The sequence below is a fragment of the Enterococcus sp. 3H8_DIV0648 genome (genome assembly GCF_002140655.1).
GTDB lineage: Bacteria > Bacillota > Bacilli > Lactobacillales > Enterococcaceae > Enterococcus_A > Enterococcus_A hulanensis.
This window is the reverse complement of record NZ_NGLG01000001.1, coordinates 1389748-1406491: the sequence shown is the minus strand read 5'-3', so window position 1 is coordinate 1406491 and position 16744 is coordinate 1389748. Positions and strand designations below refer to the sequence as shown.

Genomic DNA, 16744 nt, shown 5'->3' with positions numbered 1-16744 from the left:
TTTAGATTATAAAGCAGTCAAACAAAAACAGCTTAAAAACTGACTGTCTGATGAAGTAGTTATACTTTATCATAAATGAAACGAAAGGGAGGAACTCAAATGAAAAAAATATTATTGCTATTAGCCAACGGCTTTGAATCCTATGAAGCAAGTGTGTTCACAGATGTGTTTGGTTGGAATCTTTATGAAGGTGACCGATCAACCGAGCTAGTATCGGTTGGCTTGCATCCAGTTTTAGCGTGTACATGGGGATATTCCTGTATTCCGATGCGCCAGCTAAAAGAGATCGACATCAACGAGTTTGATGCATTGGCGATTCCCGGCGGTTTTGAGGAAGCCGATTTTTATGCGGATGCCTTCAACGAAGAATTTTTAAACGTCATTCGCCAGTTCGATCAGCAGAATAAACCAATCGCAGCGATCTGTGTCGCCGGGCTATCCATCGCAAAAAGCGGGGTGCTAAATGGCCGCACCGGAACGACCTACCGTTTTGAAAATAATCCGCGGCAAAAACAAATGAGGGAAATGGGTGTTCAGGTAAAATCAGACGAACGGATCGTGGAGGACCAAAACATCATTACCTCCTCATCACCGGAAACAGCCTTGGATGTCGCTTTTCGCTTATTAGAAAAATTAACCAGCAAAGAAAATACAATCGAAGTCAAACGCAGAATGGGTTTCACCTGTTAGCGAATAAAAGCTCGCATAATCCGGCAAGCTTAGCGAGCATATCTAAATCTCCGCATGTTAAACTTAACTAGAAAGATAGTTAGTAGGGGGAGACAAAATGAAATTCAAAGGTCCAATGCTAGTTGTAAAGGATATCGAACGTGCTAAACGATTTTATACCGAAGTGATCGGTGTTCGGGTGATTGCTGATTTTGGAGAGAATGCTACATTGACTGGCGGCTTAGCCTTACAAACCGAAAGCTCGTGGTCAACATTTACCGATTGTACCAGTGATTTTTTCAGCTACCATGGCAATGATGCCGAAATGTATTTTGAAGAAGAGGACTTCGACGGTTTTCTTGAAAAAATCGCCGCACTGGAGGTCGAACGTGTCGGCGAAGATCTGGAAATGCCATGGGGACAAAAAGTCATACGCCTGTATGACCCAGACAAGCACATCGTTGAAATCGGTGAAGATATGAAAGTCATGATGAAACGGCTGCACGCTACCGGCCTATCCATTCAACAGCTTTCAGAGAAAACCTTTATGTCGCCGAAAATGGTGGAGCGGATGTTGAAATAAACAAATGAATTTTATGAGAATAAAGAAGAACGCTTTTAAACTTTCGAAATCGAAAGCTTAAAAGCGTTCTTGTCATCTTACTAAAGACTATTGGATCAGCTGCTGCTTATTTTTGAAAAATTGCAATACAGCGTGCTGTATAGCCGGGGGCATTTGATACATTCGGAAAACTGCCGGCGATTATCGCACCAGTAGCCGGCAACTGATCGAGGTTGCAAAGCATTTCGATTTGATATTTATCTTGTTCTAAAAGATAGCGTTCTCCTTGCCAAGGGACAACTAAATTAGCGATAGCAGGATCGGTATCTGGAGTTTCATGGCCAACCGCGGTGATCGTCCGCTCTTCACTCAAAAATTTTAATGCGTCTAACGACCAGCCGGGATAATGCGGCTGACCGGTTTCATCGGGTGCAAAGAAATCCTCGCCTTTTCGTTTTGACCAATCTGTTCGAACAGCGACAAAACAATGATCAGGGAACTTTCCGTTTTTTCCCTCCCAATCTGTTAAATCTTCAACCGTAATTGCATAGTCGAGATCTTTTGCAGTTTTTTCTGTCAGATCCACTACACATAGCGGCAGAACAGTTTCCTTTAGCGTGATCTGATCTAAGGTTCGCCCGCCTTCTACAAAATGAGAAGGGGGATCGATGTGTGTCCCGTATTGACTAACCATTTTGTATTCGCTGGCGCAAACCGTGTGTTCGTCATAAGTAAATACTTCCGTCATTTCAAGAGTATTGTATCCCGCATAATGAGGTGTTTCTTCGTTGACTGGATGACTCAAATCGACCCATTGATAGGCAGGCGACTTCACTTCATCCAACAAATCCCATAGTTTGTTACTCATGTTTTTTCCACCTTTCTAACCCATGATCTGTCTGACACCATTCAAGAAACGATCGACTTCTTCAACAGTATTGTAAGGGGCGATCCCGGCACGAATAAATCCGCCCGTCTGATCAATTCCTAAACGCTCAACCAATGTTAATGCGTAAAAATGTCCCTCTGCGATGAACACGCCATGCTCATCACACATTCGTGTACAAAATTCAATCGGTGTGATCCCTTCAGCACGAAAGGCAACAGTTGGCGTTTTTTCCTGTTCGCTTTGATAGAGTCTGATCCCTGAAATTTCAGCCAGTCCGTTGCGGATTCTTTCAGCCAGCATATTTTCATATACTTCAATCGCCTGATACCCGCTGATTAGTTGTTCTTTCAAGGATTTTCCTTCACCCAAGCTGGCAATAAAATGGATGGCTTCGGAAACGGCAGGGATACCTTCGTGATTTTGTGTACCAATTTCCAGCCGATCAGGAACGCCGCCTGGAGCAGGGACTACTTTATAAATATCAAGACTATCAAACAGTTCTTTTCGAATAACCGCCATTCCAACATGGGAGGCAAAAAACTTATAGGCAGAAGAAAACAGCATATCGATCCCAAGTTCTTGCATATCCACGTAAATGTGAGGAATACTATGAACAGCATCTACTGCTACCAAAGCACCAACTTCTCGTGCTTTTGCCGAAACAGCTTTGATATCGGTGATTGTTCCAACACAATTTGAAGCATGACCTACAGCAATTAATTTTGTTTTAGGGCTGATCAGTTCATCTAACTTGTCTAATTCTAATTCCAACGTTTCTGTATTCAGCGGAATGTACTTAACGATAACGCCACGATCTTCGGCGGCTCTGCGCCATGAATCGATATTAGAGTGATGTTCAAGTTCGGTCAAAATGATCTCATCGCCAGCCTCCCATTGATTGGCTAAGGCACGGCTAGTGTGGAACATCATCGTTGTAGCATTTGGACCGAACGCGATTTCTGAGGCTTGGGCATTGAAAAGAATGGCGATATCTTCTTTCGCTTGTTGAATCAGTGCTTCGGTTTCGTGGCTGGTGGGGAAATTTCCATGCAAATTGGCTGCACCGCGGCGCATATAATCAGCGATGGCTGTAATTGAACGTTCTAAAAATTGTGATCCGCCAGGGCCGTCAAAATAGGCTACAGTTTTTCCATTATGGGTTCGTTGCAGAGCGGGGAATAATTTTCTGACATCTTCGATCGGAAACTCGTTATCCATCATTCTCACCTTCCAAAATAATTTATTTGTCATCTTAAGTTTAATCAATAGATTGGGAAGTGTCTAAATAAGTACTATAAGCATTCCTAAAATGATTTTTGGTTTTAAAATAAAGCAATAGCAGCGAAAAAACAAAAATATCTATCGTTTTGAAAACGGTTGCAAAGATAAGCGTAGTAACTTATACTGATTTATCATGCTAACCGTTAGGAGAGAGGCATATGATCAATGTTGAAAAATTTGAGGAGATACAAATGGACCATCCGTTTTTCTCAATCACTGATTTAATCTATGAATTTCTTAGAGAAGAGATCATCCATCTACATCTGCCGCCGAGACAGAAACTCAACGAAAGCCGAATTGCTAACGAACTGAATACCAGTCGGACACCCGTTCGTAAGGCTTTGGATCGTTTACTAGATGAGTTTTTAGTTGAAAAAAATGGGAAACTTTATACCGTTGCCAGTATGAGCAAAGCAGAAAGCGTCAAATTGTGCGAAGCGCGGATCGCGATTGAAGGACACGCAGTATTTTTGGCAACCAGTAATATCAGCCAGTCGCAAGTGAAACGATTAGAGGAATTAACCATCGAGTACGAAAATGTTGATCTTGAGGATGGTAGTTGGCAATATGCAGAATGCGATCATGCTTTTCATAATTTATTAATCGAAGCAGCAGAGAATCTGCATATTTCCCGTATGTATGAAACAATGGAGCTGCGCTTACGGCATTACCGTCATTGTCTAATTCGTGAGATTGGTAAAGAACAGTTGCAGCCGATTATCGATAAATCAGCCAGAAATCACCGCTCGATTTTGAATGCGATCAAGCTGGGATTCGCGGACCAAGCAAAAATGCTGATCGAAAAGGATATCAAAGGGATGTATGAAGTATTTTTTGAATGGCAATAAACTTTTTCATTTATTAATTTTGATTTGTTCCAAAGGGGCTGCATGCTCCTTTTTTATTTTGTTCATTTTTTTTAAATTTATAATTGACTCCCACGTAACGTGTGACTCTATACTATAAGTATGCTAGCGAAACGAAAAAGGAGAAAAACTATGTTTAAAATCGGAGAATTCTCAAAAATATCCAATACCACCGTTCGAACACTGGATCACTATGCCGCTTTAGGGCTTTTAGCACCGAAAAAAATCGATAATCAAACCAATTATCGTTACTACTCAGCAGAACAATTGTCGCAATTAAATCAGATCAAGCTGCTGCAGCAAACAGGTTTGCCATTAAAAACAATCAAAGAAATTATTGAAACCAATGATTTAGACTTTTTAGAAAAGCATTACAATCTCCAAGAGGAAAAACTGCATGAGGATCTAGACGAGCTGTTGAAAAAACAGCGAATGGTTTCCCTGTTAAAACAAAACATAAAAGAGGGAAAAAATATGACTAAATACAATGTCGTAGTTAAGGAGATTCCAGAAAGAAATGTACTTAGTGTCCGTGAAGTGATCGCGGATTACATGTCAGAAGGAGAGCTGTGGTTCAAGCTGCAGCAGGCAGTTACAGAAGCGAATGCCAAAATGAAGCAGCTGCCATTGAATATGACTCTCTTCCATGATGTAGAATATGTTGAAAAAAATGCAGATGTGGAGGTTCAAACAAGTGTGGTGGGGGAATACCCAGATACGGAGAGCGCGAAATTCAAAAAAGCGCCGGCCTTCATCATGGCGTCCGTGACCTTCAGCGGCAGCTTTGATCAAATGCCGCAAGTAACGCAGACGATCGCAGAATGGCTGGAAGCCAACGAGTACAAAATCGTTGGTCCGATGATCAATATTGGTCACGTATCACCGGGCGAAGATCCTAATCCTGACAATTGGGTCACCGAATCAGGCTTTATGGTCGCCAAATAAGCTTCTATTAAAAGGAGGAACCCAGTGAAAGTTATTATTGAAGACTTCAAGACTTCAAGCCTTCAGGCGGCAAGCATTGTATAACTAATGCACTGAAGCAGCTTTTTGCTTATTATCAGCATCCACTATCAGAGGCTATGCTTTTTGGGATTGGCTCAGGACTGGCTTTTACTTATATTAATTTAGCTGCTTCACCGATGGTATCAGGCAGAAGCAAGCCGATCGAATTTGAACAAATACTTGCGGAGCGCTTAAAAATCAATAGTAAGTGCCGCCTGCCTAAAAACTATCAAGTCTGTTTAACAAAAACGAAGAAATTACTTCAACAAAGGCAGCCTGTTCTGATCTACACTGACATGCCCTTTATGAATTATTTAGGACTGGACCCACACAGTCATTTTGGCGGACATGCGGTAGTGCTGTTCGGCTACGATGATCAGCAGGAAGTTTTCTATGTGAGTGATCGCGATAATTCTGATTATCCGATCCGAACACCTAAAGGGGACATCGCCAGTGACTACCATCTAGTTAGTTATCAGGAAATGGAACAGGCACGCAGCAGCAGCTTTCGACCATTTCCCGCTAACAATAAATTTTTTGAATTTGATTTTTCGAGCTATGAAGAGCCTCAGACGGATATGATTATTACGGCGATAAAAGATACTTGCGAAAGTATGCTGCGACCGCCAGCGAAATTGTTGGGGATCAACGGCATCGTCAAGTTTTCTCAAGAAATAGTAAAATGGAAAAAGTTTGATCAAAAAAAGCTGCAAACAGCAGGTATTACGAATTATTTTCAAATCAGTAAGGACGGTGGAACAGGCGGCGGAATTTTTCGCAAACTGTACGGTGAATTTCTGCTAGAAGCCGATCAGTTGATTCCAGATCGAGGGCTGACTGCTGTCGGCACCGGATTTATCAAGCTGGCTGATGAATGGGATGCTGTTGCTGAGGAGCTTTGGACCTTAGGAAATACTGGTATTACTGAAATGCTGCCAGCCTTGAGCGAGCAGCTATCGACACTGGCGAGCACCGAGAGATATTTATTAGAACAATTGGAAGCGTTGGTCACTGAAACGCATGAAACACAAAAAAGTTGATTGAACGGGACTGTTCAATCAACTTTTTTCGTTTAATTCAAATAGGCCAATTGCTTAATCAAGGTGTTCATTCGATATTCTTCAATTTTCCGACCCAAAGCAGATAAGGTTTTTGCTGATGGAACGTCCTCTAAAACAAATAGACGTTCCTCAGGAATAGCAGGGGTGGAAAAATTGGTTACATAAAGATCAGAAATCAGTGATTCTGGCGCTGTTTCAGAATAGCTTTTGTCAGCCTTGATATCTAACAAAAGCTTGTCATGATAATTCTTATCCAGATAATAAGCTAAAAACTTCGCATGCTTTGTTCCCAAATCGCTGCAAACTTCCGTGGAAACAGGTTTTCGCAAGCCATCCAATTGTTCAGGCAGGCCATCCCAGTAAATAAATAATTCGAATAAAATCATATGATAATACATCGAATACCATGGGAAATGGCTCTTCGCTTCCTGATCCTTCAATGTTTTCTCCAACACTTTACTGAAAACAGCAAAATCCTTTTGGATCGTCAGGCTATTATAGAGCTCACGATTGTAGGCAATGTATTTTTCGTAAGGATAGGCCTTGTAAGAATTATAGACAGACTTCAATAAACCAATGCAATTCTCGCGACTCGGTTCAGAAATAGTGATGCCTAGAGCATTGATGATCAAAGAAAGCGTGGTGTTGCAAAGCCGCTCGATTCTCACTTCCTCTTCGGCATTATCCCAGGCAAAGTCGTACCAAAAGATCGTTTGAATCAGATCATCTCTTTTGGCTTCAGTGATCGGCAAGTCAAATTCTGTCATCAGCTGATTGATCGGCGGCTCATAACGCGCGATTTTTTCAGCCGTCAGCAGTTTTCGTTTCGAAGTGCTGTGAAAGCCTTGTTCCTGCCGAATCAGACTAACCGCCAGTAAAAAGGCACATTCGGTTTTTTGCAGAAAGCTTAGTTTTAAATCGAATTGCTCATTTGCCTGAGAGATCATCGCGATAATGGCTTTTTGATCAAGTTTAAAGGGCCATTCGTAGACATCATAAACCTCCAAGAAATAGCCAGCCATGAACAGGCGAACCTGAAGTTCATCCCCAACAAGCATCAGGTTATTCCGATCAACCTGCAATCCCCGCATTTCCAAGCCTTCATTTAATTTAACGATCCGTCGATAAAGGCTCGAGGAACTTAGAAATAGTTCCTTTTCTAAATCTGTCCGTAATTTTCCCGGCTGGAAAAAGAGAATTTCTAATAGCTGAAAGGTGGGAGACTCTTTAAGAATATCAGAAAAAATTTCATGAACCGTATGATTGTCTTTTTCACTCAAATGCAAATCACCGGTCGCATTTCTTTCGATTTGAACGATATCCTTCCATTGATCTTCAATTTCTTGGCAATCGTTTAAAATGGTTTTTGGAACCGCGTTCACTGCTTCAGCCAACTTTTTTACGGATACATAGTTGTTAGCCGTTCGCAGATGTTCGATTAATTCAATTTGACGATTTTGTGTAGAAGATAAGGCATGTCTCATGTTAAACCTTCTTTCAATCGATTGATACTTTTAGTATATAGGAAAAATTCTTAGCTGAAAATAATAAAGAGTATAATAATCAAAGTCTTTTTCATCATGGCAATAAAAAAACAAGATTTAGCGATTCATCTATGTCATACTGAATTTATCAAGTTTGAAGGGGCGTGCAGCATGAACAAATCAATTGATGGTTTTCGATTAAAAGTAATCGCAATTGTCGCGATGTTGTTAAATCATATCGGCAGCGGTTTTAATCTGTATGAACAATCCAGCATCTTATATTTCTTAACTGAATTTATTGGTAAATTGACTTTTCCAATCATGGCTTATCTATTGGTTGAAGGATTTTACTACACCCGTAATCGAAAAAAATATGCTGGCAGAATGGCAGTATTCTGGCTGATCTCCATTTACCCGTTTCACATGCTTTTTAGTAGTAGTCATTCCTTTAGTCCGATCGAGCTGGTCAATAATATCTTTTTTACCTTGCTGATGGGGTTGCTGCTGATGATGTCTTATGAGAAGGTGAAAACTCCGTTATTAAGAACTTTGATGGTCATTTTCTTTTCAGTCAGTACAACTTTCTCCGATTGGTCCTTGATTGGATTACTGCTGATCTTTGGTTTTTATAAAGGAAAAAATAAACAGGCGGGGATCTGGTGGCCGATTGCATATACGACCGCTTTTTTAACCCTGTTATTAGCTTTGATGCACAGCACCGCGCCTGATTTGGTTCCGCTATACGAAGTATTTACTGGTTTGGGAACGTTGCTGGTGATTCCTCTATTAAATGCCTACAATGGCGAAAGAGGCTACTCGCCTAAATGGGTGAAGTGGGGATTTTATGGTTTTTATCCAGTACATTTAGTGGTTTTAGCCGTGATCCGTATGTTGATTCGCTAAGTTGAATATAGGAGATGAAAATGGAGTATCGTATTCGAAAATTAAAAAAAGCAGAATATCCGCTGTTAAAGGAATTTTTATACCAAGCCATTTTTCAGCGGGACAAGAAAAATCAGATCCCGCGATCGGTCCTTGATGATCCGGCAGTGAATGTCTATGTTCAGGATTTTGGCAGTTATCAAGAAGATTTTTGTTTGTGTGCTGAGACGAAGGAAAAAATTGTCGGCGCTGTCTGGGTCAGAAACATCCAAGGATTTGGTTCGATTGACGATCAAACACCGGAGTTTGCGATCTCCCTTTATCCGGAATATCGCGGACAAGGGATTGGTACAGCTTTGATGCTGGCGATGCTGCAGCATTTGAGGGAAAAAGGCTATGCTCAAACTTCTTTGGCTGTTCAAAAAGATAATTACGCCTTGAAAATGTACAAACAGATCGGTTTTGAGATCGTTGATGAAAATGATGAGGAGTATATCATGCTTTGTAAGCTGAAATAATTAAGCTATTAGGACGCAAGACGGATTCAAATCGGTTTGTAAAGAATATAAAATGATAGAAAAGAGATAAGGAGTGGATATTTTGAAGAAAATAATTATTTTAGGTTTATCAGTTGCACTATTAGGCGGTCTGGCCGGCTGCAACTCAGATTCAGATGATTCAAATAGTTCAAGCTCTACTTCAGAAAAGACAACACAAACGAGCAAAAGCCAAGTAAGTAACGAAACAAACACCAATTTTAAAGTCAGCGTAGAAGATGCGATCAAGGCTTATCAGGAAGCATACCCTGATAGTGATATCACATCGATTGATTTAGAAACATCCTTTGGCAGCTATTTGTACAAAATCGAAGGAGTCGATGACAACAAAGAATATGAAGTACGAGTAAACGCCGACACCAAGGAAGTCTCTAAGGAACGTGAAGAAGAATTAGATATGGAAGATAAAGAAGGCGTGAAAAGAAAAGAAGACAAGCTGGATTTAGAAAATCTGTTAAGTATTGAAAAAGTTTCCGATATTGCGACTAAACATGTCGGCGCTGGAAAAGCCACCGACTGGAGCTTAGACAAAGACTTAGGCACCACTTATTGGGAAGTCAAAGTAATGGATGGGCAAAAAGAAACTGAAGTGAAAGTTGATGCTCAATCAGGTGATATCTTAGAAAGCGAAACAGATGATTGATAATTCAAGCCCCCTCAAGGATGATTCCTTGAGGGGGGCTTTTAGCTATTCGAAAATAAATAATTCTGTTACAGGGGTCTCAACGACCTTCGCAATGTCTAGTGCGAGCTTCAGTGAAGGGTTGTACTGGGCCTTTTCCAGACGCATGATTGTTTCTCTCCGTACACCCACTAAATCAGCGAGTTGTTCCTGTGTGAGTCCCTTCAACGTTCGATACTTTTTTAAATGACATTCGAATTTTACATTCATCTATCCAGCCTCGGTTTCAAATCGATATAAGAAGTATTTGCTAAGGAATAAAACAATTCCAAAGATCATCGACATTGAGCTTAACATAAAGATCGCACACCATTCAAGATTCCAGGCCAGCATCCCGCCGCCAATCAGCCAAATAGTTAAGAATAGTAGAATGAACCCAATTTTGTAGGCCTTTAACTCCGCCTTTTTTTCATTTTCCTCGTAAAGCTCATCTTTTAAAGTATCCGATAATTTTCCTTCAAAGTAAAAGCCGAAAAAGCCGAAGAACACAAAGGCAAAGCAAGGATAAATAATACCAAATTCTTGATAGGTCCAAAAACCGATCAGCCCCAAAAAGCCGGCGAATCCGCTGAGACCAAGCATCGGGTGAATTCTTCTGGTGTGGTGCTTTTCCAGAGACTTGTTGCGCCAAACCACTCTAAAAAGTGTCACCACTAAATAGATTACGTAGACAATCGTTACTACTAACGCAATCCACATTGGCAGATCCTGCGGACGAAAAACATATTCAGAGACAACGGTTGGTTTTACCAAGCGGCTCTCATTATATAAAACCGAATGGACTGTAGCCAACACTAAAACAATCACGCAACCAATTCCCGAAACAACTAAATTTCTAATTTTTTTCTTTGACATCTTAACTCCTCCAATGATACATATTTGTCACTCCATGAGATAAATATATCACACAAAAAAGAAAAATCAAGTAGAAAAGAGAGAAATAAGTCACTTTTTTTATTTTGGAGACTATTCGTCACTTGAAAGCTTGCATCAGTCTGGTTTCTAGCTGTTAAGCTAAAAAATCATCCAATCAGCAAGTTTAATATTAGGTTAATACTTCTCGTACATTCGAGAAATACTCCTTCTTTAAAGTAGAGATAGGAAATCTGATTAAGGATTAGGAGTGATACACGATGTATCGAAAGATTATAAAAAATGATGTAGGGGACAGTAAGCTGATTACGATAATCACCACTTTGTTCATTACTGTAGCTGCGTTGTTGGTGGCCTTAGCAACGATTTTGAGTGTTAATTTGGCTGGTTCCATTGATACCTTGATGGAAAAGTCCCAATCACCTCATTATATGCAGATGCACACTGGTGAAGTAGACAGAGAACGGCTGGCAAAATTTGTCGAAGCAAATGGAAATGTAGCGACCTATGAAGTGGCGGAGTTTTTAAATTTAAACGGTTCGGATATCGAACTTGGGGATCATAGTTTGGCAGACAGTGTGGAGGATAACGGACTGGCTGTTCAAAGTAAAAATCTCGATTATTTCTTGGATATGGAAAATCAACCTATTCAACCGAAGCCGGGAGAGCTGTATGTTCCAGTAATGTTCAAAAAACAAGGATTAGCCAAAATCGGTGACAAGGCGAAGATCGCCGGAAAGACATTTACGATCAATGGATTTTTACGTGATGGCACGATGAATTCGCAAATGGCTGGGTCAAAGCGCTTTTTGTTGCATCAAACAGACTATGACGAACTTTTTTCAAAGGGAAAACTGGAATACATCATTCAGTTTCGCTTAAAGGACCCCAGCAAATTGAATCAGTTTGAGGCCGCTTATAAAAAAGCCGGCTTAGAGGTCAACGGACCAAGCGGCACACATCGTTTATTCAAATTAGGCAATGCCATGTCTGACGGAATCATGATCGGGATTCTTTTATTGATTAGTTTGCTGGTAGTTCTAATGACCTTTATGTGTATTCGTTTCACGCTGCTGGCCAAGATCGAAGAAGATTATAAAGAAATCGGTGTAATGAAAGCAATTGGCCTGCAATTAAAAGCAATCAAGAAAATTTATCTGGCAAAATACGCGGCGATCTCTATAATCGGCAGCTTGTTAGGATACATAATCTCGCTTCCGCTAAGTTATCTGCTGTTAAAAAATATCAAGCTTTTCATGGGCGAAAGCAAGAATGAAGGACTAAGTTGGATTTTAGCTGTCGCGGGTGTGCTGGCAGTCATGCTCTTAATGATTGCTTATGTGTATGTCCTCTTGAATCGCTTCAAAAAAATCTCTGCCGTTGAAGCAATCCGTTTCAGCGGAGCCAATGAGAAGGTCAATACGAAAACACGTTTTAATCTTCGTCGCTTAGCATGTTTCTCTCCTGACACACGAATCGGGATCATCGATATCATGAATCGGAAAAAAATCTATTTGACGATGCTGCTGGTCTTCATAATATCTACCTTTATTATGATCGTTCCAGCACTGGTCTATCACACATCCTCCTCGGAAGAATTTGTGGAAAGCCTCGGCTTCAGTCATAAAATCGATATTGCCACCAGCTTGTATCAGTCGACCAACAGTGTTGAGAATCAGGATAAAATTGAAGATTATTTGGCAAATGACCCGGATGTTGAAATGTACAGTAAAATCTCGACGAAAAATTTTGATGTGAAAGAAGAGGGTGTGGAAAATGGTGTGCTGTCAGTCGAATTAGGGAATCATCAGAAATTCCCAGTTAATTATTTGAAGGGCCACGCACCTCGACGAATCAATGAGATTGCCTTATCGACGATTAATGCGGACGAGTATAATAAAAAAATTGGCGATCCGATCACTTTGATTCGCGAAGGTCGAGAAGAAAAATTTATCGTCTGCGGCATCTACGCCAATCTTTTCAATGGCGGTAAAACAGCGAAGGCCATTTTCGAAGATCGGACAACACCGACGATCTGGACGGATATTTCTATCAAATTAAGGAATCCTAGTAAGCTGACGGAAAAAATGAATCAGTATAAGGAGGATTTGCCTTTCGCCAAAATGAATAATGCCGAACAGTATCGCGATCAAACTTTCGGCTCCACGATTCAATCCTTATTGATGGTCGCGATCGGTGCTTTATTAGTGGCGATATTGATTACAGGATTGATCACCTCCTTGTTCATGAAGCTGCTCTTAGTCAAGGACAAAAAAGAGATCGCGACACTAAAGGCGATTGGTCTTACCAATCAGGAAATCAGAAATCAATATTTAGCAAGAAGTCTGACTATTTTAGTGCTAGGAATTGGGCTGGGCACAGGTTTGGCGATGACTTTAGGAAAAACGATATCGGGTCTGGTATCGGCAGGTTTAGGCGGAGTCAGTGTTCAATTAATCGGCAGTCCTCTAATTTACTTAGGTTGTCCGCTCTTGCTGCTGCTCGTCACTTATTTGACAACTAGAGTCGTAACGGCACAAGCAGGCAAAATTGAAATTGCTGAAAATCTTAAAGACTAGAAAAGGATGGAGAAAAAATGCAAACAATCATAAATGGCACAGACATTGTAAAAAGCTTTGGAGAAGGAGAAGAGCAGGTCACTGTCTTAAATCAAGTAAACATTCAAGTGGAAACAGGACAGTTCGTCGCGATCATGGGCCCTTCAGGCTCAGGAAAATCAACCCTGCTTTACGCAATCAGCGGGATGGATAAAGTCGACTCGGGAAAAATAAGCGTCAATAATCAACAAATCGATCAAATGACAGAAAAACAATTAGCTGACATGCGCAGAGAACAATTAGGCTTTGTATTCCAGCAGCCGACGTTGCTGAAAAATCTCTCTTTGATCGATAATATTCTCCTGCCAAGCTTAAAAAACCGAAAACAAATCGCAGAACTTGAAAAGCGAGCAGAGGACTTAATGAAAAAAGTCGGTATCCAAGAGCTGAGAGATCGAAAAATCACTCAGGTATCTGGCGGACAGCTGCAAAGAGCAGGCATCTGTCGGGCATTGATGAGTCAGCCGAAGATTATTTTCGGCGATGAACCGACCGGTGCCTTGAATTCCAAAGCCGCGCAAGAAATCATGGATATCCTATTGAAAATAAATGAGGAAGGAACAACTGTTGTTATCGTTACTCACGATGTAAAGGTAGCTGCGCAAAGTGAACAGGTTTTCTTTATGGAGGATGGGCAAATCACCGATGCTCTGCATTTAGGAAACTACATTGGACAAAATCTTGAAAAACGTATCGAAAAAATCAACGAGAAAGTTTTGGCTGTCGAAATCTAGGAAGAGACGCAAAACCTTGGTGAGCACTATGGTAAAATTATTAGTGATGAATTGTAGAAAGCAGGGGTGGCCGATGGGATACAATATTTTACATGTAGATGATGAGAAGGAAATTATCAAACTGTTAAAGATGTACTTAAAAAGTGAAGAGATCATTCATTATGAAGCTGCCAATGGTCGTGAAGCATTAACGATTTTAGCAGAAAAGAAAATTGATCTGCTGATCGTTGATATCATGATGCCGGAGATTGATGGTTTCGAGCTGATCCGTACAGTCAGAAAGACCAGCAATCTGCCGATCCTAGTTATCTCCGCACGGGTCGAGGCCTCTGATCGAATTTTCGGGTTAGAGATTGGGGCGGACGATTATTTGACGAAGCCCTTTGATCCTCATGAAGCGATTGCCCGAGTGAATGCTTTGCTGAGAAGATACTATTCACTCGGTGTTGCCAATGAACCGGGGCAAAATAATTTAACCGTCGGCAATTTAACCTTAGACACGCATGCCTGTACCGCATATGTTGAAAAGCAATTGATCAATTTGACCGCTGTCGAGTTTCGCGTATTGAAGCTGCTGATGGAACAGCCTGGCCGAGTTTTCACCAAGGAACAGATTTACGAACATGGCTGGCAAGATCCGTTGGCAGGTGATAATAACGTCCGGGTCATGATGAGCAAGCTGCGGGAAAAAATCGGAAACGAACGGATCAAGACGATTCGAGGGTTAGGCTATCGTTTGGAGGTCCCTCATGAAACAGCTTAGAAATGCGATTTTGCGTTCCTTTATCCTTTATTTCTTTGGTCTTTCGATCGTAGGGGGATTGATTGAAGAATTCTTTGCTTCCTTGGAAACATTAGTTTATGAACCGGAATATCAAGTATTGTTCAGAGTTATTGGTTTGATCCTGCAATTAGTCGCAGTTTTCTGTTTTTCCTACGCTTTTTATCGAAGTTTAGATAAAAAAATCGAAGAGCAAAGTCAAAAAATCGCAAAACAGCAAAATACCTTATTCGCTAATATTGCTCATGATCTAAAGACACCGTTGACCAGCATTACCGGATTTTCTAAGGCTTTGAGTGAGGGCATTGTCGAACCGGAAGAACGAGCAGAGGTTTCTTCAATTATTTATCAAAAATCCCTGACAGCAAATGAGCTATTGGACTTGATGTTTCAATATACCAAGCTGAATGCATCTGAATACAGTTTAAATCGGAAGGAATGTGCAGTTAATTTCTTATTAAAGGAGGCGGTGGCGGATAACTATGATATGCTTGAACAGCAGGGGATCGAATTGTTCTTAGATCTGCCGGAAGAGCCTGTTGTGAAAAATATCGACAAGATCGAGCTGCGGCGCGTCTTTAATAATTTACTTATCAACGCCTGCAAACATAATCCAGCAGGCAGCCAGCTGGCCATTTCTATTATAGAAAAAAATAATCAGACTAAAATTATCTTCGCAGACAATGGTACACCGATTCCGCCAAAGGATCGCGAGAAGCTCTTTCAGCCATTTGTCAGCGAAAACGAAACCGAACGAAATTTTCAAGGCAGCGGTTTAGGCTTGGCGATCGTCAAGACGATCATCGACAAGCATGGATTTACGATCGAGCTGCTGGACGATGAAAAATATACCAAGAAGTTTGTGATTACATTTTAACAGTCCATTAGTCTGCTAATTAAGAGACTGAAAATAAAAAATCAGGAGGTTTCATATGTTAAAAGCAGCATTTATTTTTGTAGCAGAGGGTGCAGATGGCAAAAAAGATCGTTCAGTGGTGACGACACCAGCGGTTGAGCTGACCACGGTAGGAGTCGTTGATTATGCGGAAGCAGTGGAGATTTCAAAGGAACTAGTAGCAGGCGGTGTTCAAGCGATTGAATTATGCGGCGGCTTCGGCCATCTGGGAACGGCTAAGATCGTCGAGGCAGTTGGTAATAAGGCAGTTGTCGGTGTCGTGCGCTTTGATAAGCATCCAGGCTTGGGAAATCAATCCGGCGACAATATGTATTTATAGAAATATTCCATCTAGCAGAAGTGAATTTTACTTCTGCTTTTTTCTATGGCGGATTGTCAAATCAAGTGCAACACTCGATTAAAAAATACTTCAAAAGGGGTTTTCCAATTTAAGCATTTACGAGGTCGCATATTTATTTTTCTTAGGACTTCTTTTAGTGTCTGTGATGTAACTTCATCTAAAGTCTGACGTTTAGGGAAATATTCTCTTAATAATCCATTTGTATTCTCATTTGTACCACGCTGCCAAGGTGACTGTGGATCCGCAAAGTAAAAGGGGAGCCCCTCTAATTTTTTAGTTACGTCTTTGTGAAATGAGAATTCTTTTCCGCGATCTGAAGTAACACTCCTTCTTTTCGTTTTTGGGAGTCCTTTGAGTAAATAGATCATACTATCTTTGACTGGTTCTGCTCTTTGCGCCGCTACTTTATCAGCTAACAAGTAGCGAGATTTCCGATCAGTTAGGGTAAGTAAACAAGCGCTCCCCATTTTACCAACTACTGTGTCGACCTCCCAGTGACCCAGTTCACGTCGTAGATTCCCCTCTGATGGCCTTTCATGTATTG

19 protein-coding genes are annotated in these 16744 nt (G+C 40.9%); 13 read left to right on the top strand and 6 right to left on the bottom strand.

The genetic code is table 11. The annotated features are described in order from the left end of the window. Positions 1 to 99 precede the first annotated feature (99 nt). Together A5875_RS06460 and A5875_RS06455 are read left to right on the top strand one after the other, a co-directional pair. Positions 100 to 690 carry a DJ-1/PfpI family protein gene (locus tag A5875_RS06460; RefSeq protein ID WP_088932842.1) on the top strand — a complete coding sequence of 197 codons (591 nt, stop codon included), beginning with the start codon at positions 100 to 102 and terminating at the stop codon, positions 688 to 690. A 97-nt stretch (positions 691 to 787) separates the two neighbouring features. Beyond that, positions 788 to 1252, top strand: a complete 465-nt coding sequence (locus tag A5875_RS06455) for a VOC family protein (RefSeq protein WP_088932841.1) — start codon at positions 788 to 790, stop codon at positions 1250 to 1252. 106 nt (positions 1253 to 1358) lie between these two features. Here the strand turns inward: A5875_RS06455 and A5875_RS06450 are convergent, their stop codons facing one another. Beyond that, positions 1359 to 2099: a cyclase family protein gene (locus A5875_RS06450; RefSeq protein ID WP_088932840.1), complete on the bottom strand. Its 741-nt coding sequence runs from the start codon at positions 2097 to 2099 to the stop codon at positions 1359 to 1361. Between the two features lie 15 nt (positions 2100 to 2114). Continuing rightward, positions 2115 to 3341: a cysteine desulfurase-like protein gene (locus tag A5875_RS06445; protein ID WP_242551274.1), complete on the bottom strand. Its 1227-nt coding sequence runs from the start codon at positions 3339 to 3341 to the stop codon at positions 2115 to 2117. Positions 3342 to 3559: 218 nt separating this feature from the next. Between A5875_RS06445 and A5875_RS06440 the strand changes: the two genes are divergently transcribed. The 3 genes from A5875_RS06440 (at position 3560) to A5875_RS06430 (ending at position 6312) form a co-directional block, all read left to right on the top strand. After that, positions 3560 to 4249, top strand: coding sequence for a GntR family transcriptional regulator (locus A5875_RS06440; protein WP_088932838.1), 690 nt, complete (start codon positions 3560 to 3562; stop codon positions 4247 to 4249). Positions 4250 to 4399: 150 nt separating this feature from the next. Beyond that, positions 4400 to 5212: a MerR family transcriptional regulator gene (locus tag A5875_RS06435; RefSeq protein ID WP_088932837.1), complete on the top strand. Its 813-nt coding sequence runs from the start codon at positions 4400 to 4402 to the stop codon at positions 5210 to 5212. 80 nt (positions 5213 to 5292) lie between these two features. Beyond that, entirely contained in the window at positions 5293 to 6312 is a 1020-nt protein-coding gene (locus A5875_RS06430; RefSeq protein WP_088932836.1) for a BtrH N-terminal domain-containing protein, read from the top strand. A 32-nt stretch (positions 6313 to 6344) separates the two neighbouring features. On the opposite strand, the gene A5875_RS06425 is transcribed toward A5875_RS06430, so the two are convergent. Beyond that, positions 6345 to 7817, bottom strand: coding sequence for a helix-turn-helix domain-containing protein (locus tag A5875_RS06425; protein ID WP_088932835.1), 1473 nt, complete (start codon positions 7815 to 7817; stop codon positions 6345 to 6347). A 171-nt stretch (positions 7818 to 7988) separates the two neighbouring features. Here A5875_RS06425 and A5875_RS06420 point away from each other — a divergent pair, with 171 nt between their 5' ends. The 3 genes from A5875_RS06420 (at position 7989) to A5875_RS06410 (ending at position 9899) form a co-directional block, all read left to right on the top strand. Next, a complete protein-coding gene (locus tag A5875_RS06420; RefSeq protein WP_088932834.1) occupies positions 7989 to 8720 on the top strand; it encodes a TraX family protein in 732 nt (243 codons plus the stop codon). A gap of 20 nt (positions 8721 to 8740) precedes the next feature. Further along, positions 8741 to 9217, top strand: a complete 477-nt coding sequence (locus A5875_RS06415) for a GNAT family N-acetyltransferase (RefSeq protein ID WP_088932833.1) — start codon at positions 8741 to 8743, stop codon at positions 9215 to 9217. Between the two features lie 82 nt (positions 9218 to 9299). Next, positions 9300 to 9899: a PepSY domain-containing protein gene (locus tag A5875_RS06410; protein ID WP_088932832.1), complete on the top strand. Its 600-nt coding sequence runs from the start codon at positions 9300 to 9302 to the stop codon at positions 9897 to 9899. 45 nt (positions 9900 to 9944) lie between these two features. On the opposite strand, the gene A5875_RS06405 is transcribed toward A5875_RS06410, so the two are convergent. Then, positions 9945 to 10148 (bottom strand): helix-turn-helix transcriptional regulator, encoded by a 204-nt coding sequence (locus A5875_RS06405; protein WP_088932831.1) that lies wholly within the window; start codon positions 10146 to 10148, stop codon positions 9945 to 9947. After that, complete coding sequence (locus A5875_RS06400) at positions 10149 to 10793, bottom strand: DUF3796 domain-containing protein (RefSeq protein ID WP_088932830.1); 645 nt, start codon at positions 10791 to 10793, stop codon at positions 10149 to 10151. A 278-nt stretch (positions 10794 to 11071) separates the two neighbouring features. On the opposite strand from A5875_RS06400, the gene A5875_RS06395 reads away from it, so the two are divergent. From A5875_RS06395 to A5875_RS06375, 5 genes are all read left to right on the top strand, one after another. Beyond that, the gene (locus tag A5875_RS06395; RefSeq protein WP_088932829.1) at positions 11072 to 13390 is read left to right on the top strand and encodes an ABC transporter permease; all 2319 of its coding nucleotides are present in this window, start codon (positions 11072 to 11074) and stop codon (positions 13388 to 13390) included. A 17-nt stretch (positions 13391 to 13407) separates the two neighbouring features. Then, the gene (locus A5875_RS06390; RefSeq protein ID WP_088932828.1) at positions 13408 to 14163 is read left to right on the top strand and encodes an ABC transporter ATP-binding protein; all 756 of its coding nucleotides are present in this window, start codon (positions 13408 to 13410) and stop codon (positions 14161 to 14163) included. 73 nt (positions 14164 to 14236) lie between these two features. Beyond that, the gene (locus tag A5875_RS06385) at positions 14237 to 14926 is read left to right on the top strand and encodes a response regulator transcription factor (protein ID WP_088932827.1); all 690 of its coding nucleotides are present in this window, start codon (positions 14237 to 14239) and stop codon (positions 14924 to 14926) included. Continuing rightward, a complete protein-coding gene (locus tag A5875_RS06380) occupies positions 14913 to 15821 on the top strand; it encodes a sensor histidine kinase (protein ID WP_088932826.1) in 909 nt (302 codons plus the stop codon). The genes A5875_RS06385 and A5875_RS06380 overlap by 14 nt, the downstream gene beginning before the upstream one ends. Before the next feature lie 55 nt (positions 15822 to 15876). Then, positions 15877 to 16179, top strand: coding sequence for a DUF6506 family protein (locus A5875_RS06375; RefSeq protein WP_088932825.1), 303 nt, complete (start codon positions 15877 to 15879; stop codon positions 16177 to 16179). A 56-nt stretch (positions 16180 to 16235) separates the two neighbouring features. Here the strand turns inward: A5875_RS06375 and A5875_RS06370 are convergent. Beyond that, the coding region (locus A5875_RS06370) for an IS30 family transposase (RefSeq protein ID WP_141108331.1) at positions 16236 to 16744 on the bottom strand (509 nt) is incomplete at its 5' end.